The 21,767-nt window shown below is 69.5% G+C and carries 16 protein-coding genes; 7 read left to right on the forward strand and 9 right to left on the reverse strand.

The genetic code is table 11. The features are described from left to right. Position 1: 1 nt before the first annotated feature. Complete coding sequence (uvrA, locus tag R4P08_RS10810) at positions 2–3,100, reverse strand: excinuclease ABC subunit UvrA (RefSeq protein ID WP_317813849.1); 3,099 nt, start codon at positions 3,098–3,100, stop codon at positions 2–4. Positions 3,101–3,239: 139 nt separating this feature from the next. On the opposite strand from uvrA, the gene R4P08_RS10815 reads away from it, so the two are divergent. From R4P08_RS10815 to R4P08_RS10830, 4 genes are all read left to right on the forward strand, one after another. Then, complete coding sequence (locus tag R4P08_RS10815; protein WP_317813850.1) at positions 3,240–3,941, forward strand: MBL fold metallo-hydrolase; 702 nt, start codon at positions 3,240–3,242, stop codon at positions 3,939–3,941. 181 nt (positions 3,942–4,122) lie between these two features. Beyond that, positions 4,123–5,073: a DoxX family protein gene (locus R4P08_RS10820; RefSeq protein WP_317813851.1), complete on the forward strand. Its 951-nt coding sequence runs from the start codon at positions 4,123–4,125 to the stop codon at positions 5,071–5,073. Between the two features lie 149 nt (positions 5,074–5,222). Next, positions 5,223–7,592 (forward strand): HelD family protein, encoded by a 2,370-nt coding sequence (locus tag R4P08_RS10825; protein WP_317813853.1) that lies wholly within the window; start codon positions 5,223–5,225, stop codon positions 7,590–7,592. Next, positions 7,589–8,041, forward strand: a complete 453-nt coding sequence (locus R4P08_RS10830) for a DUF732 domain-containing protein (protein WP_317813854.1) — start codon at positions 7,589–7,591, stop codon at positions 8,039–8,041. The genes R4P08_RS10825 and R4P08_RS10830 overlap by 4 nt, the downstream gene beginning before the upstream one ends. A gap of 19 nt (positions 8,042–8,060) precedes the next feature. Here the strand turns inward: R4P08_RS10830 and R4P08_RS10835 are convergent, their stop codons facing one another. After that, positions 8,061–8,510, reverse strand: coding sequence for a universal stress protein (locus R4P08_RS10835; protein ID WP_317813855.1), 450 nt, complete (start codon positions 8,508–8,510; stop codon positions 8,061–8,063). Positions 8,511–8,612: 102 nt separating this feature from the next. Continuing rightward, positions 8,613–10,742 carry an excinuclease ABC subunit UvrB gene (gene uvrB / locus R4P08_RS10840; protein WP_317813856.1) on the reverse strand — a complete coding sequence of 710 codons (2,130 nt, stop codon included), beginning with the start codon at positions 10,740–10,742 and terminating at the stop codon, positions 8,613–8,615. Between the two features lie 185 nt (positions 10,743–10,927). Between uvrB and R4P08_RS10845 the strand changes: the two genes are divergently transcribed. Both R4P08_RS10845 and R4P08_RS10850 read left to right on the forward strand, forming a co-directional pair. Then, entirely contained in the window at positions 10,928–12,361 is a 1,434-nt protein-coding gene (locus tag R4P08_RS10845; RefSeq protein ID WP_317813857.1) for a DUF4185 domain-containing protein, read from the forward strand. Positions 12,362–12,410: 49 nt separating this feature from the next. Further along, on the forward strand, positions 12,411–13,871 hold the full coding sequence (locus tag R4P08_RS10850) for a DUF4185 domain-containing protein (RefSeq protein WP_317813858.1): 1,461 nt from the start codon (positions 12,411–12,413) through the stop codon (positions 13,869–13,871). A gap of 2 nt (positions 13,872–13,873) precedes the next feature. On the opposite strand, the gene coaE is transcribed toward R4P08_RS10850, so the two are convergent. The 3 genes from coaE to rpsA form a co-directional block, all read right to left on the reverse strand. Then, the gene (gene coaE, locus R4P08_RS10855; RefSeq protein ID WP_317813859.1) at positions 13,874–14,959 is read right to left on the reverse strand and encodes a dephospho-CoA kinase; all 1,086 of its coding nucleotides are present in this window, start codon (positions 14,957–14,959) and stop codon (positions 13,874–13,876) included. Positions 14,960–15,021: 62 nt separating this feature from the next. Next, a complete protein-coding gene (aztD, locus tag R4P08_RS10860; protein WP_317813860.1) occupies positions 15,022–16,311 on the reverse strand; it encodes a zinc metallochaperone AztD in 1,290 nt (429 codons plus the stop codon). Positions 16,312–16,566: 255 nt separating this feature from the next. Continuing rightward, positions 16,567–18,042, reverse strand: a complete 1,476-nt coding sequence (gene rpsA / locus R4P08_RS10865) for a 30S ribosomal protein S1 (protein ID WP_317813861.1) — start codon at positions 18,040–18,042, stop codon at positions 16,567–16,569. A 91-nt stretch (positions 18,043–18,133) separates the two neighbouring features. Here rpsA and R4P08_RS10870 point away from each other — a divergent pair, with 91 nt between their 5' ends. Beyond that, positions 18,134–18,940 carry a class I SAM-dependent methyltransferase gene (locus R4P08_RS10870; RefSeq protein WP_411741194.1) on the forward strand — a complete coding sequence of 269 codons (807 nt, stop codon included), beginning with the start codon at positions 18,134–18,136 and terminating at the stop codon, positions 18,938–18,940. Between the two features lie 75 nt (positions 18,941–19,015). Here R4P08_RS10870 and R4P08_RS10875 read toward each other — a convergent pair whose 3' ends face one another. From R4P08_RS10875 to R4P08_RS10885, 3 genes are read right to left on the reverse strand one after another with little or no spacing between them, the layout of a single operon-like run. Then, entirely contained in the window at positions 19,016–19,777 is a 762-nt protein-coding gene (locus R4P08_RS10875; RefSeq protein ID WP_317813862.1) for an amino acid ABC transporter ATP-binding protein, read from the reverse strand. Beyond that, positions 19,774–20,757 (reverse strand): amino acid ABC transporter permease, encoded by a 984-nt coding sequence (locus R4P08_RS10880; RefSeq protein ID WP_317813863.1) that lies wholly within the window; start codon positions 20,755–20,757, stop codon positions 19,774–19,776. The genes R4P08_RS10875 and R4P08_RS10880 overlap by 4 nt, the downstream gene beginning before the upstream one ends. 11 nt (positions 20,758–20,768) lie before the next feature. Further along, positions 20,769–21,671, reverse strand: a complete 903-nt coding sequence (locus R4P08_RS10885) for an ABC transporter substrate-binding protein (RefSeq protein WP_317813865.1) — start codon at positions 21,669–21,671, stop codon at positions 20,769–20,771. Between the last annotated feature and the right edge of the window lie 96 nt (positions 21,672–21,767).

The following is a 21,767-nucleotide window of genomic DNA, read 5'->3' on the forward strand; positions in this document are numbered from 1 at the left end:
ATCAACGTAGGGCCCTGGCCTTGCGAGCCGCTTTGGTCGCCGTCGTCTTGGCGGCGGTCGTCTTGGTCGCGGTCGTCTTGGTCGCGGTCGTCTTGGTCGCGGTCGTCTTGGTCGCGGTCGACTTGGCGGGAGATTTCCGGGTAGCCGGCTTCTTGGTGGCCGCCTTCTTGGTGGCCGCAGCCTTGGTGGCCGTCGTCTTAGTGGCCGCCTCCGTAGCCGTCGTGTCCACGGACGCCGGTTCCGCCGCCTGCAGGACGTCCGCCAGGAACCGTCCGGTATGGCTCTCCGGAACAGCGGCGACGTCCTCCGGAGTGCCCTCGGCCACCACCGAACCGCCCCCGGCGCCACCCTCGGGCCCCATGTCGATCACCCAGTCGGCGCTCTTGATCACGTCGAGGTTGTGCTCGATCACGATGACGGTGTTGCCCTTGTCCACCAGACCCTGGATCACCAGGAGGAGTTTGGTGATGTCCTCGAAGTGCAGGCCCGTGGTGGGCTCGTCCAGGATGTAGACGGTTCGTCCGCTCGACCGCTTCTGCAGCTCGGCGGCGAGCTTGACCCGCTGGGCCTCACCGCCCGAGAGCGTGGGAGCCGACTGGCCCAGGCGCACGTATCCCAGGCCGACCTGTGTGAGGGTCTTGAGGTAGCGGTGGATCGAGGTGATCGGCTCGAAGAACTCGCACGCCTCCTCGATGGGCATGTCGAGCACCTCGGCGATGGTCTTGCCCTTGTAGTGCACCTCGAGCGTCTCGCGGTTGTACCGGGCGCCGTGGCACACCTCGCACGGCACGTAGACGTCCGGCAGGAAGTTCATCTCGATCTTGAGGGTGCCGTCGCCGTGACAGGCCTCGCACCGGCCGCCTTTGACGTTGAACGAGAACCGCCCCTGCTTGTACCCGCGGACCTTGGCCTCGGTGGTGGCCGCGAACAGGGTGCGGATCTTGTCGAACACACCGGTGTAGGTGGCCGGGTTGGACCGCGGGGTCCGGCCGATCGGCGACTGGTCGACCCGGACCAGTTTGTCGAACGACTCGACGCCGTCGACGCGGGAATGGCGGCCCGGTACCTGTCGTGCCCGGTTGAGTTTGTTGGCCAGCGTGGTCGCGAGGATGTCGTTGACCAGGGTGGATTTTCCCGAGCCGGACACCCCGGTGACCGCGCACAGCACGCCTCCCGGGAACACCACGTCGACGTTCTTCAGGTTGTTCTCGCGCGCTCCCCGGACATGGAGCTGTTTGTCCGGGTCCAACGCGCGACGCACGTCGGGGACCTTGATGGACCGCCGGCCGGAAAGGTAGGCGCCCGTGAGCGACTCCTCGCTCGCCAGGAGCCCGGCGTAGTCCCCCGAGTGGACCACGCGCCCGCCGTGCTCCCCCGCCAGTGGGCCGATGTCGACGATCCAGTCGGCCGAGCGGATGGTGTCCTCGTCGTGCTCCACCACCAGGAGGGTGTTGCCCAGGTCCCGCAGCCGGATCAGCGTGTCGATCAGGCGCCGGTTGTCTCGTTGGTGCAGACCGATCGACGGCTCGTCGAGCACGTAGAGAACGCCTGCGAGACCGGAGCCGATCTGGGTGGCCAGGCGGATGCGCTGCGCCTCGCCGCCGGACAGGCTGCCCGCCACGCGGTCCAGGGAGAGGTAGTCCAGCCCCACGTCGAGCAGGAAGCCCATGCGGGCCTGGATCTCCTTGAGGACCCGACCAGCGATCATCGCCTGGCGGGAATCCAGCTCGAGGCCGCCCAGGAATTCAGCGCAGTCCGCGACCGACATCCGACTGATGTCCGCGATCGACCTGTCCTGACCGCCGGGTCCGGTCATCGTGACGGCGAGGATCTCCGGCTTCAACCGGGTGCCGTCACACGCGGGGCACGGCACCTCGCGCATGTAGCCCTGGTAGCGCTCCTTCTGCGACTCCGACTCCGTCTGCTCCAGTCGGCGCTTGAGGAAGGACATGACGCCCTCGAACTCGGCGTCGTAGGTGCGGACCCGGCCGAAACGGTTGCGGTACTGCACGCGCACCTTGGTGGGTGCCCCGCCGAGCACCGCCTTGCGCACCTTGGCGGGTAGGTCCTGCCAGGGTGTCCGCAGATCGAAGTCCATGTCGTGCGCCAGGCCGGTGAGCAACTGCTGGAAGTAGTCCGCGCTCTGTCCGCCCGACCACGGGGCGATCGCGCCGTCCTTCAGCGAGCGCTCGGGGTCCGGGATCACCAGATCGGGGTCTACCTCGAGGTGCGCACCGAGTCCGTCACAGACCGGGCACGCGCCGTACGGGGAGTTGAACGAGAACGCGCGCGGTTCCAGGTTGTCCAACGCGATCGGGTGCCCGTTGGGGCACGCCATGTGCTCGGAGAACCTGCGGTTGCGCGCGGGATCCGACTCCTCCAGGTCCACATAGTCGATGATGATCACCCCGTCGGCCAGCCCCAGCGCGGTCTCCACGGAATCGGTGAGCCGCTGGCGCGACGACGATTTGGCCGCCAGCCGGTCCACGACCACCTCGATGTCGTGCTTCTCCTGCTTCTTGAGGGTGGGCGGCTCCGCCAGCGTGTGCAGCACCCCGTCCACCCGGACGCGGCTGAAGCCGTCGGCCGCGAGTTGGGCGAAGAGGTCGACGAACTCGCCCTTGCGGGTACGCACGACCGGCGCGAGCACCTGGAAGCGCACGCCCTCCTCCCCCTCGAGGATCTGGTCGACGATCTGCTGGGGGGTCTGCCGGGAGATCACCTCGCCGCAGGTGGGGCAGTGCGGGACGCCCGCACGGGCGTACAGCAGGCGGAGGTAGTCGTGCACCTCGGTGATCGTGCCGACGGTCGACCGGGGGTTGCGGTTGGTGGACTTCTGGTCGATCGACACCGCCGGCGAGAGCCCCTCGATGAAGTCGACGTCCGGCTTGTCCATCTGACCGAGGAACATCCGGGCGTACGAGGACAGGGATTCGACGTACCGGCGCTGCCCCTCGGCGAAGATCGTGTCGAAGGCCAGAGAGGACTTGCCCGACCCCGACAGGCCCGTGAAGACGATGAGTGACTCGCGGGGCACGTCGATGTCGACGCCCTTGAGGTTGTGCTCGCGCGCGCCGCGGACGACCAGACGGTCCACCATGGGTACTCCTTTTTCGAGGGGGGAGGTCGCCACCGTCACGCAGAGAGCGCGGAGCCGCCGGTTCCCGCAGTCGAAGGTACCAACGAACTCCGACACACTTCCCACCACGGACTGTCTTCGACGCCAGTAGCCTGCAGTTATGTCGAACCCCACCACGTCCCTACCCGACCACGTCACCCTCACCGAGGGTTACACCGGCCAGCTGGGCGGCCGACTGACCGGCGAGCGCTGGACCGTGGGTCCGGCGAGGTTGTCCAAGATCTCCGTGGGCGAGATGGACAACAACGTCTACGTGATCGAGTCCACCTCGACCGGCGACGCCCTGCTGGTCGACGCCGCGAACGACGCGCCCCAACTGGTCGCCCACCTGAAGCAGGAGGCACCGGGGGTGAAGGAGGTGCTGACCACGCACCTCCACGCGGACCACTGGATCGGGCTCGCGGAGACCGTGGACGCCCTCGGCCTCACGACCCTCGCATCCCCCGGTGACTCGGGCGGCATCGACATCCCCACGGATCGCGTCGTCTCGCACGGCGACGAGCTCGTCGTCGGCGACCTCCGACTCGAGGTGATCGGCCTGCGGGGCCACACCCCGGACGGCATCGCGCTGCTCCTGCGGACCGACGAGGGGACCCACCTGTTCCCCGGGGACTCGCTCTTCCCTGGCGGCCCCGGCAAGACGGCGACCCCGGAGCTGTTCGCCGCGCTCATGGACGACCTCGAAACCCGGGTGTTCGCACAGCTGGACGACGACGTGCTGGTCCACCCCGGGCACGGTGACGACACCACGCTCGGCGCGGAGCGCCCGAATCTCGGGCAGTGGCGCGAACGCGGCTGGTGACAGCGGGGACGGCCGAATGGCCCGCGAATCCCAATCGTTATCAAAGCCGCGCCGGGGGCGATCGTCGCAGCGCACCACCCCGGAACGACCCGGGAGTTCATCGGGGCGCAGCCCGGACCGGAGGCGCGCGGCCCGGGTTTTCACTAGGTTCGAGAGCGCATCCCAATTCCCAGGAGGAACGATGATCCGACGACTCGCACGACCCATGCTCGCCACGGTGTTCGTCATCGACGGCGTGGAGACGCTTCGCAATCCGCAGGCGCATGTCGCCCAGGCGGCGCCGCTCGTGGACAAGGCCGCGCCCCTCGTGGAGAAGGGCGAGCAGGCCGTGAACGAGCACGTCACCACGGCGGTCCCGCCGGTGACCAAGGACACCGAGACTCTGGTCAAGGCCCTCGCCGGGGTCAAGATCGGCGCAGGCGTCCTGTTCGCGCTCGGCAAGGCCCCCCGCCTGTCGGCCATCGCGCTCACCGCAGCGCACGTGCCCTCGGCGGTCGCTCGCAACGACTTCTGGGCGGAGTCCGACCCGGCCGCCAAGAGCCGCAAGACCACCGGTCTGGCCACTGACGTCGCCCTGGTCGGCGCGCTCCTGCTCGCCTCGGTAGACACGGCCGGTCAGCCCGGCCTGGCCTGGCGCGCCCGCAAGGCCGGCGATTCGGTCCAGGCCAAGCTCCCGGGGGCGAAGGCCGAGTCGGCCGCCGCCGGTGCGGCGATCGCCGGCGTGGCGCACACCGTCGCCGGGCAGGCCCGGGGCGTGGCCGACACGGTCAAGGACAGGGCTCCCGAGGTCGCCGAGGTCGTTCGCGAGAAGGCTCCCGAGGTAGCCGAGCAGGTCCGTGAGCAGGCGTCCGGTCTCGCCGACGCCGTGCGGGAGAAGGCCCCGGTCGTAGCCGCGGCGCTGCGCGAGCGCACCGCGGTCGCCATGGAGCAGGCCGCAGCCGCCAAGGAGCAGGCAGCGCCGATCGCCGCGCAGGTACGCGATCAGGCCGGCTCCGCCGCCCAGGTCGCCGCAGCCCGCGCCGGCCAGGTGGACACCAAGAAGATGCGCAAGGCCGCCGATGCCGCCGGCACCGCCGCCAAGAAGAAGAGCGACCGCGCCCGGGTGAAGGCTGCCCGCGTCATCCGTCCCTGACGGACCGCGCCACCGGGGGTCGGCGAACCGCCGACCCCGACCGACGACCCCGCCCACCGGCGGGGTCGTCGGCGTCGGTGGGCTTTGCGCCCGACCCGGTAGCCTGGACGTCCTGCCCTGAGCCGTCCACCTATCCGAGAGGAGCGCCGATGTCGGTAGCCGACCCCGTCGACGAGGAACAGCGCCATCTCGGTCGTCTTCTCGACCGTCTCGAGGAACTCCGGACCGACACCCGCGCCCGGCTGCACGCCGTGCTCCGCGGCTCCGGCGGCACGCCGCAGGCCCGGTCCGAGCGGGAGTCGTACGCCCGGCTGTACTCGTCGGAACTGGCCGCGTTCAACGCCGCCAACCTGGGCCTGTACTTCGGCCGCCTGGACATGGAGGACGGCGAGGTCCGCCGGATCGGCCGGGTGGGACTGCGGGACGACGACGAGGAACTCACCCCCCTCCTCCTCGACTGGCGCGCCGACCACAGCCGGCCGTTCTATCTGGCCACCACCGCCCGACCCGAGGGCGCACACCGCCGCCGCCACCTGCGCACCATCGGCCGGCGGGTCATCGGGGTCCACGACGAGTTCCTCACCGCGCCGGCCCACGGTGAGGTCCCCGACGACCACGACGACGTGGTGAGCGAGTCCGCGCTACTCGTCGCGCTGGACACCGCCCGTTCCGGACACATGACCGACATCGTCGCGACCATCCAGCGCGAACAGGACGAGATCATCCGCAATCCCCACGCCGGTGTCCTCGTGGTCCAGGGCGGCCCGGGGACGGGCAAGACCGCCGTTGCACTGCACCGCGCCGCCTACCTGCTCTACACGCATCGACGCCGGCTCGACCGCAGCGGCGTCCTCATCGTCGGACCCAACGCGCGGTTCCTCGACTACATCGCGCGGGTCCTGCCCTCCCTCGGAGAGTCGGGGGTCGTCCTGCGCACCCTCGCCGACCTCTACCCCGGGGTCCGGGCCACCGGCCCGGAGTCGCTCCGCGGCGAGGAGGTCAAGGGCTCCGGGGAGATGATCAGCATCCTCAAGGCCGCGGTCCGCGCGCGCCAGTTCGCCCCCGAGACCGACGTCGTGGTGCGGTGCGAGGGACGAGACCTCGCCCTCACTCCCGCGATGGTGCGCGCGGCCCGGGGCCGGGCGCGGATGACACGCCGCCCGCACAACCAGGCTCAGGCGGCGTTCGCCGAGAAGATCATCGACGCGCTCACCGAGCAGTACGTGGCCGTCCTGACCGAACCGGTGGTCCACGCGGAGGCCGCGGCGTGGTCCCCGGAGGGCGACGGCGTGGGCGACCTCGGCGACCCGACCCGGTCCCTGCTGGATGCCGGGGACCGCGCCGCGCTCCGCGCCGAGGTCGAGGGTGCCCCGCAGGTCGTGTCCGCGATCGAGGAGTGGTGGCCCATCCTGAGGCCCGAGCAGCTGCTCGCCGACCTGCTCTCCAGCCGGGAACGCATCGCCGTGGCGGCAGGCGACTACGTGGCCGAGGACCAGGAGGCCCTGTTCCGGGCTGACGGCCGGGCGTTCTCCGTCGCCGACGTCCCGCTTCTCGACGAGCTCGCCGAGCTGCTCGGCGAGGACCCCACCGTGGAGGGCAGCGAAGCCGACAACGTCTGGGCCGAGCAGGTCCGTCAGGCGGAGGAGGCGCTCGAGATCCTCACCGGATCGGCGGTCCAGGACATCGAGGACGACCTGGACCCGGAAGTCCTCATGGCCTACGACGTCGTGGACGCCGAGTCACTGGCCCGGCGGCACAGCGAGGACTCGGACCTCACCGTCGCGGACCGCGCAGGCTCGGACCGGACGTGGGCGTTCGGTCACGTGATCGTCGACGAGGCGCAGGAGCTGTCCACGATGGCCTGGCGCGTCATCATGCGCCGCTCCCCCAACCGCTGGATGACCCTCGTCGGAGACGTCGCGCAGACCTCCAGCCCGGCGGGCATCGACTCGTGGGGCGATGCGCTCTCGCCCTATGTGGACGACCGGTGGGTCCACTGCGAGCTCACCGTGAACTACCGGACCCCGGAGACCGTCTCGGACGTGGCGGAATTGCTGCTGGCGGAGATCGACCCCACCGCTACCGCACCGCGGCCGGTGCGTCCCGGTCGCCGTCCGGTCGCGTGGCTCGAGCCGGACGAGGGATCGGTGGGCCGGGTCGTGGCCGAGGAGGTGGCCTGCGTGCCGGCGGACCGGGCGGTCGCCGTCCTCGTCCCCGACGACTGGGCTGAGCGCGGGCGCGAAGAGGGGTTCGCGGGACTCCACGAGGCCGTCGCGTCGACCCGCCCGGACACCTCGATCCTCCCCCTGGCCCTGGCCAAGGGGCTCGAGTTCGACGTGGTGGTGGTGGTGGACCCCGAACACGTCCTCGATCGCTCGCCAATGGGCCTGCAGGACCTCTACGTGGGGGCCACGCGTGCCACCCAGGAGCTCATCCTCGTCCAGCCGAGGGGCTTCGGTCCGCTGCTCGCGGGCATCCGCGACACTGTCACCGCCGCAGGGCAGGAGCTCACCGCATGACCATCAGGCCCCGCCTCGCCGCGGCCTCCGCGATCGTCGCGCTCGGCCTGGCCGCGAGCACCGCGGGCTGCGGGGCGGTGGGCCCGGAAGTGGAGGCCACCGGAGCGTCGGTACCGGCCTCCGGTCAGGAGGCCTCGCCCACCGAGGGCGCGGTATCCGGCGCCGAAACTACCGCCGGCGGCATGACCGGCCCCGCGCGGACCGCGCCCGAGCAGGAGTACCTGGACCAACTGGCCGCGTTCGGAGTGCCCACCGACATGACCTCCGAGACCACCGTCGAGGTGGGTCTCGGGATCTGCCGGGGCATCGCCGACGGGGCGGACACCGAGACGATCCTCGACCGCATCCGCCCGCTCAGCAGCGCGATCGCCGCTCAGGACACCAGACGTGACACCGCCGAGGTGGGCCGGGCGATCATCGACGCGAGCCGGACCCACCTCTGCGGCTGACCACCCCGGCGGTCTTGACTCAGGTCGTGTGGACGATGAGCACGTCGCAGGTGGCGCGACGCGCGGCGTCGGCGGGGACCGATCCGAGCAACCGGCCGGTGAGCGAGCTGAGGCCCTTGTTGCCCACGACCAGCAGGTCGGCCTCCACCTCGTCGGCCAGCTTGATGAGCGACTCGACGGGCGCGCCCTTGACGGTGCGCGCCTCGACCTGCGTCGCGCCCGCGGCCCTGGCCCTGTCACGAGCGGTCCGGACGATGTCCTCGGCCGGGTTGTCGCCGCGGATCTGGTAGGCGTCGGCGCCCAACTGGTCGGCGGCCTGGCTGACCGAACGCGGATCCGCCGGAACGTACGCACAGGCGATCACGAGGGTCGCGGACGCATCCGCGGCGAGCTCTCCGGCACGGTCGACGGCCCGGTACGACGACTCAGAACCGTCCGTGCCCACGACCACCTTCTTGTAGGCGCTCATTCGTTTCCTCTCTTCGGGAACAAGTTCTACCCACAGTAGTGCGGGGACGTCCCGCATTACCCGGTTAGCGCCTGATGTCACAGCGCGAGGTGACGAGCCCGGTCAGCTGATACCGGCCTCGCGCATGCCCCGGAGTTCCTTCCGGAGCTCCGCGATCTCGTCCCGGAGTCGTCCTGCCAGCTCGAACCGCAGATCGGTGGCCGCGGACACCATCTGCTCGGTCATCTCCTCGATGAGCTTCTCGAGCTCCTTGCGGGGGCGCGCCGCCCCGCCGGCCGCCCGCGACCCCACGAGCTCGGGCCGATTCCGGGGATCGGAGGGGTGGCCGGGCTCGTCCGCGTCCCTGCCGAGGACGTCGGCGATCTTCCTCCGCAGCGGCTGCGGGTCGAGCCCGTGCTCGGTGTTGTACGCGACCTGCTTCTCCCGCCTGCGGTCGGTCTCCTCGATGGCCTGCTTCATCGCGTCGGTGACGGAGTCCGCGTACATGTGGACCTCACCGGAGACGTTGCGGGCCGCGCGGCCGATGGTCTGGATGAGCGAGGTGGCAGAGCGGAGGAAACCCTGCTTGTCGGCATCCAGGATCGCCACCAGCGAGACCTCGGGCAGGTCCAGTCCCTCCCGGAGGAGGTTGATGCCCACCAGGACGTCGTACTCCCCCCGGCGTAGGTCGCGGAGCAGCTCCACCCGCTGCAGGGTGTCGACCTCCGAGTGCAGGTAGCGCACCCGGATACCCCGTTCCAGCAGGTAGTCCGTGAGGTCCTCCGACATCTTCTTGGTGAGCGTGGTGATCAGCACTCGCTCGTCGCGGTCGGCCCGCGCACGGATCTCACCGATCAGATCGTCGATCTGACCCTTGGTGGGCTTGACCACGATCTTCGGGTCGACCAGTCCGGTCGGCCGGATCACCTGCTCGACGAACTCGCCGCCGGCGCGCCCCATCTCGTAGTTGCCCGGGGTGGCCGAGAGGTAGACGGTCTGCCCGACCCGGTCGGAGAACTCCTCCCACCGCAGCGGCCGGTTGTCGAGCGCGGAGGGGAGCCTGAAACCGAAGTCCACGAGGTTGCGCTTGCGTGAGGCATCGCCCTCGAACATGGCGCCGATCTGCGGGACGGTGACGTGGGACTCGTCGATGACCGTGAGGAAGTCCTCCGGGAAGTAGTCGATCAGGGTGGCCGGGGAGCTACCCGCCGCGCGGCCGTCGATGTGGCGTGAGTAGTTCTCGATGCCCGAGCAGAAGCCCACCTGCTGCATCATCTCGATGTCGTAGGAGGTCCGCATGCGGAGCCGTTGCGCCTCGAGGAGCTTTCCCTGGTTCTCCAGCTCCGCCAGCCGCCCCTCCAACTCCGCCTCGATCGAGGCGATCGCCTTGGCCATGCGCTCGGGTCCGGCGACGTAGTGGGTGGCGGGGAAGATCCGCACCTCCTCGACCTTGCGGACCACGTCCCCGGTCAGCGGGTGGATGTAGTAGAGCGCGTCGACCTCGTCGCCGAAGAACTCGATGCGGATCGCCAGTTCCTCGTAGGTGGGGATGATGTCGACCGTGTCGCCCTTGGCTCGGAACGTCCCGCGTGTCATCGCGACGTCGTTGCGCTCGTACTGCACGTCCACCAGCAGGCGCAGCAGCCGGTCGCGCTCGACCTCCTGCCCCACGGCCAGGGCCACGGACCTGTCCAGGTAGGACTGCGGGGTTCCCAGGCCGTAGATACACGAGACCGAACTGACGACGACGACGTCGCGTCTGGACAGGAGTGACGAGGTCGCGGAGTGCCGGAGCCTCTCCACGTCGTCGTTGACCGACGAGTCCTTCTCGATGAAGGTGTCCGTCTGGGCGATGTACGCCTCTGGTTGGTAGTAGTCGTAGTAGGAGACAAAGTATTCGACCGCGTTGTTGGGGAGCATCTCGCGGAGCTCGTTGGCCAGCTGCGCGGCCAGCGTCTTGTTGGGTGCCATGACCAGCGTCGGCCGCTGGACCTTCTCGATGAGCCAGGCCGTGGTGGCCGACTTGCCGGTACCGGTGGCGCCGAGCAGCACGATGTCGCGCTCCCCCCGCTCCAACCGCTCGGTGAGCTCGGCGATGGCGGTGGGCTGGTCGCCCGACGGGGTGAACTCGCTGACCACCTCGAAGCGGTTGTGGGTGCGCTCGACGTCTCCGATCGGACGGAACACCGAATAGGAGAGCACGGTGGAGTCGACGGGGGCCCCGTCGTCGGGGATCTCGGTCGCAAAAGCCATAGCCCCCAGCCTACGAGTCGACGTCGTTGCCCGCTCGGCGGCTGGGTTACGCTCATCACATCTCAGAGCCCGCTTAGTAACGCTGACAAACTTTCACCCCCTGATCCTGTGCCCTTTGCCGCTCGACCCTGTGCCCCTTGCCGCTCGACCCTGTGCCCTTAGCCGCTCGACCCAGTGGAGAACCCGTGGCCCGCAATCGCCGTCCCCTCACCCCCTCCGGCCGGACCGGCCCACTCGCAGCGGTCACCGCGGCAGCGCTGGCAGCCGGCGCGCTCACCCTCTGGACCCCGGTCGCAGCGGCGGCCCCGTGTGATCCGTGGCCGCCGAGCGGCGCGGTCGGTGCGAGCGGGGGGTCGGGATCGCTGTCCGGCTCCCTGGGCGGCGGAGCCACCGCTCCGGCCACCCCCTGGGCAGACGGTGGCTCGGGGTACATCCCGGTGCTCCAGGGCCGCACCACCACGGTCGAACTTCTCACCGGCCCGACCAGCCCCAACAAGACGGTCGACCGCTTTGGAATAAGCGGCACCGATCTGGGGATCCTTTGGGACAACGGGAACGCCGCGGTCCCGCAGGTGATGATGGCCCTCGGGGACACCATGGGCGACTGCAGCGAGCCCGGCACCCAGTGGCGCAGCAACATCCTCTTCCGGTCCGGGGACCGCGCCCTGTCCGACGGCATGCGGATCGATAGCGCCCCGATGGAGGCGCCCGGGATGGCCAAGTCGATCCTCCCCCGCACCGGCCACCCCGACGAGAAGACGGTGATCCCGACCGCCGGCGTCGAGGCTGGCGGGAACCAGTACCTGCGGTACATGTCCGTCGAGAAATGGGGTGAACCGGGCGAGTGGACCACCAACTACTCCGCGCTCGCCCGGTCTACGGACAACGGCGAGAACTGGGTTCCCGTTCCCGACACCGCACGTCGGGGAACCGCGCTGATGCCCCTGCCTGCCGACCTCGGACAGCAGTACACCCGGCACACCGACGGCCAGATGAGCGCCTTCGTCAAGCACGTCGATGGCGGAGTCGACTTCGTCTACGAGTACCTGACCCCTTCGGGCCGCAGCGGATCCGCTCGGCTCGCGCGCGTCCCGGAGGCCCAGATCGAGGACATGGGGGCTTACCGGTTCTGGGACGGCAGCGACTGGGTCTCCGACCACAGCAAGGCCGCACCGGTGCTCGGAGCCCCGAAGATCAACACCACGGTGAGCGAGCTCTCGGTGTCCTGGAGCGAGCACCTCGGACGATTCATCGCGATCTACAACAACCGCGACAACAACATCGTCATGAGCCAGGCCCTCAGTCCGGAGGGGCCGTGGTCAGGCGAGGACATTCTGCTGTCCAACCAGCACGTCCCCACGCTGTACGGCGCGTACGTGCACCCGTGGAGCCCCGCGGTCGAGACTGACGGCAAGGACCTGTACTTCACCATGTCCACCTGGGACGCCTACAACGTCTTCCTCATGAAGACCGACCTGACCAAGATCCCGCCGCGGACCCTCCCGGGCGCCAACGCACGGATGCGCACCATGGACGACAGCTGGACCCGCAACACCCCGGACCCGGCCGACACCGGTGAGACCGTGCTCGTCGACCGTCTGCCCATCCCGGAGGCCTGAGTTGAGCGGCTCGGCCCCGCGGATAGCTGCGTCCGGTCTGATCGCGGTAATGGCCTCGGTGGCCTCGGCCGGCGCGATCGCGATGACCGGAGCGGGCACCGCTTCGGCCGGGCCGTGCAGTGAGATGTTCGGCAACTTCGGTTCCCTACTCGAGAACCAGACCGGCGCGGGGATGGGAACCGGCTCGCTGGGCTCGCTCGGGTCGTCGACGACGGCCGGTTCGACCGGATCCGCCTCCCGTGCCCTGGGCTCCGCGGACCGCTCCGGTTGGCTGGTCCAGCAACTCGAGACCGGGTCCCTGGGCAACGGGCTGTCCGGCTCCCTGAACACGGTGACCGGATCCGTCTACGGGATGCCGCCGTGGGTCACCGGGGAGCAGGGCACCGTTCCTGTCCTCCGCGGACCCACCCGGTTCCTCCAGCTGGTCACCGGACCCACCAGCCCCACGGCGTCGATCAGCAGGTACGCAGTGGCCGGCACCGACCTGGGCATCATGTGGGACAACGGTGACGCCGAGGACCCGCAGGTGCTCATGGCGTTCGGCGACACCATGGGCGACTGCACGATCCCCGGCAACCAGTGGCGGTCCAACGTCCTGTTCCGCTCGGCGGACGCCGACCTGTCGGACGGGCTGAGCATCGACTCCGCGGCGACCGGCGCCGACGGGCTCGCCAAGTCGATCGTCCCCCGTTCCGGTCTGCCCGGTGAGGTGACGATCATCCCGACCGCCGGGATCTCCGTCGACGGAGTGCAGTACCTGCGCTTCATGTCGGTGGCCGCCTGGGGTCAACCGGGTTCGTGGACCACCAACTACTCGGGTTTGGCCCGCTCCACCGACAACGGGGAGAACTGGACCGTCGTGCCCGAGATGGCCCGGCCGATCACCTCCGCGGTCCCGGCCGGCCGGGGTGCACCGCCCGTGGACGCCGCCTGGCGCACCGCGCAGATGAGTTCTTTCCTCACCACGGATGACCACCTCTACGAGTACCTCACGCCGTCGGGGCGGCAGGGCCCCGCGATCCTCGCGCGCGTCCCCCTCGACGGTGTCCTGGACCCCGCTGCCTACGTGTACTGGGACGGCTCGGCCTGGGTCTCGGACGTCCGGGACGCCGAGACCGTGATGCCCGCGCCCACCAGCGAGATCTCCGTGATGTGGAACGACTACCTGGGCAAGTACACCGCGATGTACTCCGGAGGTTTCACCTCGGTGGCGATGCGTACCGCGGACCGACCCGAGGGACCGTGGAGCGCACCCGCCCCACTCGTGGACTACTCCATGCTCCCCGGTGTCTACGGCGGCTTCATGCACCCGTGGGCGCAGGGCGAGGACCTCTACTACCTCGTCACCACCTGGAACGCCTACAACGTCTTCCTGGTGCGCACCCGACTGTCCGAGCTCTTCCCCGCCCCCCTGGGCAGGTCGGCGGCCCCGGCACGGCCCGCGACCACCGAGGTCGTCCGGCAGATCCCGGTGTCAGACCTGGTGGGCGGGATGGTCCCCACGCAGTGAGATCAGCCGGTGCCGCGGACCACGGTCCGGGTGCGCTCCCACTCCCGGGTCTCCTCGCGGTCGGCGCGGCGGAGGATCTCCGAGTACTCCACCCGCGCGGTCGGGTCGGCGCCGATGACCTCGGCCATCAGCAGCGCGAACTCGTGTTCGGGATCGTCCTGGGCCAGGATCGACACCTCGAGGGGCCGCGCGGGATCGCACCAGTGCAGCAGCGGGCGTTCGCTGCTGCGGTCCCGCACGTAACCCGCGCCGGTCAGTAGCGCCAGCGCACGGTCCACGGCCGCCGCGTTCTGCACCGTCACCTGCAGATCGAGGATGTCCGGCGCATCGAGCCCCTCGACGGCAGTCGGGCCCACGTGGTCGACACGAGTCGCGACCTCCCCCAGGATGTGGCGCAACCTCGCCGTCGCCCTCGACGCCTCGGCCGCCCACTCGGGCCGGAACGGGACCACGGTCCGGTCACCCACGACGGGTGTCGCGGTCCGCAGATTGTGCTCGAAGGGGCGAAGCCGCAACTCGGCGAGGAGGCGGACGATCTCCAGGACCGGTTCGCGGTCACCGGAGTTGTCGATCAACACGTCGGCCTCGGCCCGTCGAGCCTCGTCGCTCGCCTGACGGGACATCCGGGCGCGCGCGTCCTCCTCCGGCATCCCGCGCTGCTCCACCAGGCGTCGGAGGCGGACCTCCGCCGGGGTGTCCACCACGATCACCAGGTGGTAGCCGGGCGTCAACCCGCCCTCGACCAGCAGTGGCATGTCGTGGACGACGATCGCATCAGCGGGCGCGGAACCGATCAGCTCGGCCGTCCGCTCCCCGATCAGCGGATGCGTGATGGCGTTGAGCGCGGCGGTGCGGTCCGCGTCCACGAAGGCACGGGCGGCGAGCGCAGCCCGGTCGAGCGCACCGTCGGGACCCACGATGTCCTCACCGAACTCCGCGACGAGCATCGCCAGCCCCGGCGTGCCGGGTTCCACGACCTCCCGCGCGATGCGGTCGGCGTCGACGATCACCGCACCGGCCTCCGCGAGCGTGGCCGTCACCGTCGACTTGCCGGCGCCGATTCCACCGGTCAGACCCACCATCAGCATGAGGCGGAGTCTAGGCGACAGCAGCGAGCGCCCAGTAGCGACCTCGCACATTTCGTCGGCCCTCAGGAATGACCTCCAGGGCTGTCGCCGCCGACCCCCGTCAGCTCATCGGGCGCGTGCGGCAGCGTCGCGTCCGCCACGATCGCACCGGTCGCGAGGTCGACGGACAGGACGCGGCGGGCCACGGGCTCGGTGATGTACGCCGTGCCACCACGGACGTACAGGGTCGGGCGCGGATCCTTCCACTCCACCGGTTCGGTCCACGGGTCGATGACGTCGATCGACCGGACGAGATCACCGGCGTCGGGATCGATCACGTGCAGCCTGCCGTCCGTTCCGAGAACGAGCGCTTCACCCTGGGGCCCCCGGCCGAGCGAGCGGAAGCTGTAGCTGGCGGGGAGGTCCACCAGGCGCAGGGTGAGCTCCTCGGTGTCCATGAGCGAGACACGTTCCGGGCGCTCCAGTTCCGCGTTCTCATCGGTCTTGTAGTCCCCCAACACCACAGCCGAGACGGGTGACCCCGCCTGGTTTCCGATCCGGCCGTACGCGTCCGGGGCCTCGAGCTTGCTGAACCGGCCCCCCGAGTAGACGACCGCGCCGTCCTCGCAGCCGAACACCAACGCGTCGCGTGCGGCGGCCTCTCCGTGGACGCCCGGGCACTTGTCGGTCCTGGTCACCTCCGCCCCGACGGAATCCCGGACGAGGAGCCCCGTCCGGGAGTCGGTGTCACCCAGCGTGCTCACCACGTGGCCGTCGTCGCCGCCCACGGCCACGCCGTGATGGGCATGAGCGGAGTCGAGAACCCTGGCATCGGCGTCGGGGGCCGAGGCCTTCCTGCTGTCGACCACGGTGATCCGGCCGGTGCCGTCGTCGAAGAACGCCGTGCGTCCGTCGTGAACGACCACGTGCCCGGGGATCTCCGCGTCCAGCGCCCCGCCGGTCAGGGTGGGCGGCGCCGTGTAGTGATGAGCGTGGTCACCGTGCTCGTCACCCCAGGTGCCGACGTCGAGGATCTGGAACCCACCCGTGGTCGACACCGCGAGGTGCCGGTCGTCCCCCACCGGGTTGAGCCGGTTGTACCCGTCCAGGGGGATGTCGGCGACCTGCTCGAGGCTCTCGGCGTCGAGGACCAGGAGGCCGCCGTCGTACGTGGTCACCAGTCGCGGCACGGGCCGACGCTGCTCGGTCGGTGTGGCCGCGTCGGCAGCAGCGTGGCCGCGGTGCGTGGCGTCGTCGGTAGGGGCAGCGGGCTGAGCGGGTGTCGCGTCCGGGCCGCACGCGGTGAGAACGGTGGCGGTCAGGGTCAGGGCGGCCGCGCCGCGCAGGCGGCGGAGTATGGGGTCAGTTGGCATAACGACAATCATTGTCATTAGTGCGCCCCGGGACAAGGCGTCGTATGCGCATAGCTGAACGGAACGATCACCGTCCGCCCTCACCCTCGGGGCAGTACCGCGATCACGCCCACGAGAGAGACGGCGCCCGAGGACCACGACGACCAGACCAGGGCAAATAGAACTCGGCCCCGGACGGCGCCCCACCGTGGTGGGACGACCGTCCGAGGCCGTGATCGTGCTGTCAGGCGCTCTCGGCGCCCTCAGGCTGCGACGTCACTCGCCGCCGGCGAGCTTCGCACGCAGCGCAGCGAGCTGCTCGTCCGAGGCCAGCGAACCGCCGGTGGACTCGGCCGGACCGGTCTCCGCAGCGGCGGGACGGGTCGACGGAGCGGACTCCGACGAGTAGTTGGTCGGCGCGGCCACAGCGGCCTCCGCGGCAGCGGCGCGACCCTTCTCGATCTGACCGGTGTGCATCTTGTGACGACGCTCGGCCTCCGCGTAGCGGTTCTCCCACTCCTCGCGCAGCTTCTCGAAGCCCTCGAGCCATTCGTTGGTCTCGGGATCGAAGCCCTCGGGGAAGATGTAGTTGCCGGCCTCGTCGTAGCTGTCGGCCATGCCGTACTTCGACGGGTCGAACTCCTCCGAGAAGTCCTCGTCCGCCTGCTTGAGCGAGAGCGAGATACGACGACGATCGAGATCGATGTCGATGACCTTGACCATGGCGTCGTCGTTGACCGTCACGACCTGATCCGGGACCTCGACGTGGCGCTCGGCCAGCTCGGAGATGTGGACGAGGCCCTCGATGCCCTCGTCGACGCGCACGAATGCACCGAACGGAACCAGCTTGGTGACCTTGCCCGGGACGATCTGTCCGATCGCGTGGGTCCGGGCGAAGTGCCGCCACGGATCCTCCTGCGTCGCCTTGAGCGACAGGGAGACGCGCTCGCGGTCCAGGTCGACGTCGAGGACCTCGACGGTGACTTCCTGGCCCACCTCGACGACCTCGGACGGGTGGTCGATGTGCTTCCAGGACAGCTCGGAGACGTGGACGAGGCCGTCGACCCCGCCGAGGTCCACGAACGCACCGAAGTTGACGATCGAGGACACGACGCCCTTGCGGACCTGGCCCTTCTGCAGCTGGTGCAGGAACTCGGAGCGGACCGCGGACTGGGTCTGCTCGAGCCATGCACGGCGCGAGAGCACGACGTTGTTGCGGTTCTTGTCCAGCTCGATGATCTTGGCCTCGAGCTCCTGACCCACGTAGGGCAGGAGGTCGCGGACGCGGCGCATCTCCACCAGCGAGGCGGGGAGGAAGCCACGGAGACCGATGTCGAGGATGAGGCCGCCCTTGACGACCTCGATGACGGTGCCCTTGACGGCCTCGTCCTTCTCCTTGAGCTCCTCGATCGTGCCCCATGCGCGCTCGTACTGTGCGCGCTTCTTGGACAGGATCAGGCGGCCGTCCTTGTCCTCCTTGGTGAGGACCAGTGCCTCGACCTCGTCGCCCACCTTGACGACCTCGCCCGGGTCGACATCGTGCTTGATGGAGAGCTCACGCGAGGGGATGACACCCTCGGTCTTGTAGCCGATGTCGAGCAGGACCTCATCACGGTCGACCTTGACGATCGTGCCCTCGACGATGTCGCCATCGTTGAAGTACTTGATCGTGGCGTCGATAGCGGCGAGGAAATCCTCCGCGGAGCCAATGTCATTGATGGCTACCTGCGGCGAGGTGGTTTTGGTGGTCATAGGTTGGGGTGCTCCGGAGTGGATAGGAATCGTGGGTGGACAAAGATTCGCGAGCGTGAACGCACGCGACGGTTAACTGTACGCTGCGAGCGTGACGCCCACAAACCCCCCCGACCATGGTGAGTCCGTCCGCGCGTCCCGCACGTGGTGGGACGCGGAAGCCGGCGACTACCACGACGAACACGGGGACTTCCTCGGCGCGCAGTCCCCCGACGGCGGGTTCGTGTGGGGACCGGAGGGCCTGCACGAGGGTGACTGGAACCTGCTCGGCGAGGTGGCCGGGCTCGACGTGCTGGAGATCGGCTGCGGCTCCGCGCCGTGCGCGCGGTGGATCGCCGGCCGGGGGGCACGCGCCGTCGCCGTCGACCTCTCCGTCGGGATGCTCCGCGTGGGCGCCGAGGCCGCGAGCCGTTCCACGGGCCCGGCGGCGTCGGTACCGCTGATCCAGGCCGACGCCGGCCGCCTGCCCTTTGCGGACAACAGCTTCGATGTCGCGTTCTCCGCGTTCGGGGCCATCCCCTTTGTCGCGGACACGGCGGGCGTCATGGCGGAGACCGCGCGCGTGCTCCGCCCCGGCGGCCGGTTTGTCTTCTCCGTCAACCACCCGATGCGGTGGATCTTCCGCGACGACCCGGGCCCGGAGGGACTCCAGGCCGCGTTCCCGTACTTCGACCGGACGCCGTACACCGAGTACGACGAAGAGGGCCGTCTCACCTACGTGGAACACCACCGCACGGTCGGCGACCGGATCCGCGAACTGGTCGGGGCCGGCTTCGTCGTGCGGGATCTGATCGAACCCGAATGGCCGGAGTGGCTGGACCAGGAGTGGGGGCAGTGGAGCCCGCTGCGCGGGAGCATCTTTCCCGGCACCGCGATCTTCGTCGCCACCCTCCCCTGATCCGCGGTCCTGCTCCGGTCGTTGGGCCCGGCCGTTGGGCCCGGCCGTTGGGCCCGGCCGTTGGGCCCGGCCGGCCTACAGGATCTTGGAGAGGAAGTCCTTGGTGCGCTGATGGGTGGGCGCACTGAGCACCTCGGACGGGCGCCCGGACTCCACCACGACGCCGTCGTCCATGAACGCGATCGTGTCGGCGACCTCCCGCGCGAAGCCCATCTCGTGGGTCACCACGACCATGGTCATGCCGGCGCCGGCCAGGTCCCGCATGACGCCCAGCACCTCACCGACCAGCTCCGGGTCGAGAGCCGAGGTGGGCTCGTCGAACAGCATGAGCTTGGGCTCCATGGCCAGCGCGCGGGCGATCGCCACGCGCTGCTGCTGTCCACCGGAGAGCTGAGCCGGATACGCGTCCGCCTTGGCCGAGAGCCCGACCCTGTCCAGCAGAGCGCGGGCGCGCTCGGCGGCCTCGGCCCGGGACTCGCCCTTGACCAGCATCGGCGCCTCGATGACGTTCTCCAGCGCGGTGCGGTGCAGGAACAGGTTGAAGTGCTGGAACACCATCCCGATGTCCCGGCGCTGTCGTGCGGCGTGTCGGGGCGAGATCTCGAAGAGCTTGTCACCCTTCTCCCGGTAGCCCACCAGGTCGCCGTCGACATACAACCGGCCGGCGTCGACCCGCTCGAGGTGGTTGATGCACCGGAGGAAGGTGGACTTGCCGGAGCCCGACGGGCCGACCAGGCACAGGACCTCGCCCGCGGCCACCTCGAGCTCGATGCCCTTGAGCACCTGGACCGAGCCGAAGCTCTTGCAGACCTGTTCGGCCCTGACCATCGGCGTCATGCTGTCCCTCCGGAAGGGTCGGCGGCCCTGGCCGCGGCGAGCGAGGAGGGGGTCATCCCGTCGGCTGCCGCCAACGCACGCAGCTGCTTGCCCGTCAGTTGGCGGGTGGCGCCACGCGAGAACTTCTTCTCCACGAAGTGCTGACCCACCATCAGGACACTGGTGATGACCAGGTACCAGGTGGCCGCGACCAGCAGCAGCGGGATGGGCTGGAAGTTGACGCCCGAGATGTCGCGCGCCTGACCGTAGAGCTCCCCGGAGAACGGGATGGCCACGACGAGCGAGGTGGTCTTGAGCATCGAGATCAGCTCGTTGCCGGTCGGCGGGATGATCACGCGCATCGCCTGGGGCAGGATCGTGCGGCGCATGGTCTGCCCCCACGACATACCGAGCGCGGTGGACGCCTCCGCCTGACCCTCCGGCACCGAGGAGATCCCCGCCCGCACGATCTCGGCCATGTACGCGGCCTCGTTCATGGCCAGGCCGATCACGGCCAGCCAGAACGCCGAGTACAGCACCATCGTGTCGTCAAAGCGGACGATCTGGAAGTCGGTGAAGGGGATGCCGAACTGGACCTGCCGGTACAGCGTGAAGATCAGGCCCCAGAACAGCAGCTGCACGTAGATCGGGGTCCCGCGGAAGACCCACAGGTACACCCAGGCCACGGCCTTGAGCACGGGGTTGCTGCTCATCCGCATCACCGAGAGGATGACGCCCAGGATTACGGCGAGGATCATTGACAGCAGCGTCAGGGCGATCGTGTAGAACACCGCCATGCCGAACCGGGTGTCGAACAGGTACCGGCCGTAGGTGCCCCAGCCGTACGCGGGGTTGGTCGCGGCGCCCCAGACAAACAGGAACACGAGGACCAGGACGACCGTCGCCGACACCCACCGCCACGGGTGCCGCAGCGACACCGCCTCGATGGGGTCCGGGGCGTCCGCCCGGGGGGCAGCGGCCCCGTTCTGTTCGGTGCTCACCTACTGGTCACTCAACCCTTCCGGGTCTCGGCGTCGTCGATCAGCCCGTTCTCGAGGCCCCAGTTCTGGGAGATCTTCTCGAAATCGCCGGTCTCGATGAGCTTGTCCGCTGCGGCTTCCAGGGCCGCGGCCAGCGCGGAGCCCTTGCGGACGGGCCAGCCATAGGGGGCGGAGTCGAAGACGTCGCCGGCCAGCTGCATCTTGCCCTCGGACTGCTTCACGGCGTACGCCGAGATGGGCGAGTCGGCCGACATGGCGTCGACCTTGCCCAGCGCGACGGCCGTGGAGGCCTCGTCCTGGGAGTCGAACTGGACCTTCTCGATCGCCGGCTTGCCGGCGTCGGTGCAGGCCTTGCTGCGGGCGGGCACGTCTTCCTGATCGGAGACGGTGGTGCGCTGGACGGCCACGCTCAGGCCGCAGGCGTTGTCCGGGTCCACGTCGGTTCCGGCCGCGGACGTCCACTGGATGCCGGCCTCGAAATACGTGACAAAGTCGACGGTCTTGAGCCGCTCGTCGTTGACGGTGAACGAGGAGGCGCCCATGTCCATGGTGCCGCCCTCGATGGCCGGGATGATCTTCTCGAAGTCCGACTCACGGAACTCCGCGCGGAGTCCCATGAGCTGGGCAGCGGCGGTCACCACGTCGATGTCGAACCCGACGATCTCGCCCTGCTCGTTCTTGAACTCGTTGGGCGCGTACGGCGGGTTGGTGCCGACCACGATGACGCCCTTGTCTCGGATCTCGGCCGGCACGAGGGTAGCGATCTCCTCGTCGGTCTCGAGCGCGACCTCCTGCCGCGGCTCCCCGGAATCCTCGGGGCCCTCGGTGTTGGTGGTGCAACCGGTGAGCGCGAGGGCTGCGGTGGCGGTCAGTGCCAGTGCGGCGCGCAGGCTGCGCCGAGAAGTGAGGGTCATATGAGTGCCCTTTCAGGCGTCGTGGAGCCGAATCTGCAATGAACCTATGGCATACGGGGACGGCCACAAAACACATCGCCGCAATCGGCGTCAGTG

The sequence above is a fragment of the Rhodococcus sp. IEGM 1408 genome (assembly GCF_033142235.1).
In the GTDB taxonomy this organism is placed as follows: Bacteria; Actinomycetota; Actinomycetes; order Mycobacteriales; family Mycobacteriaceae; genus Dietzia.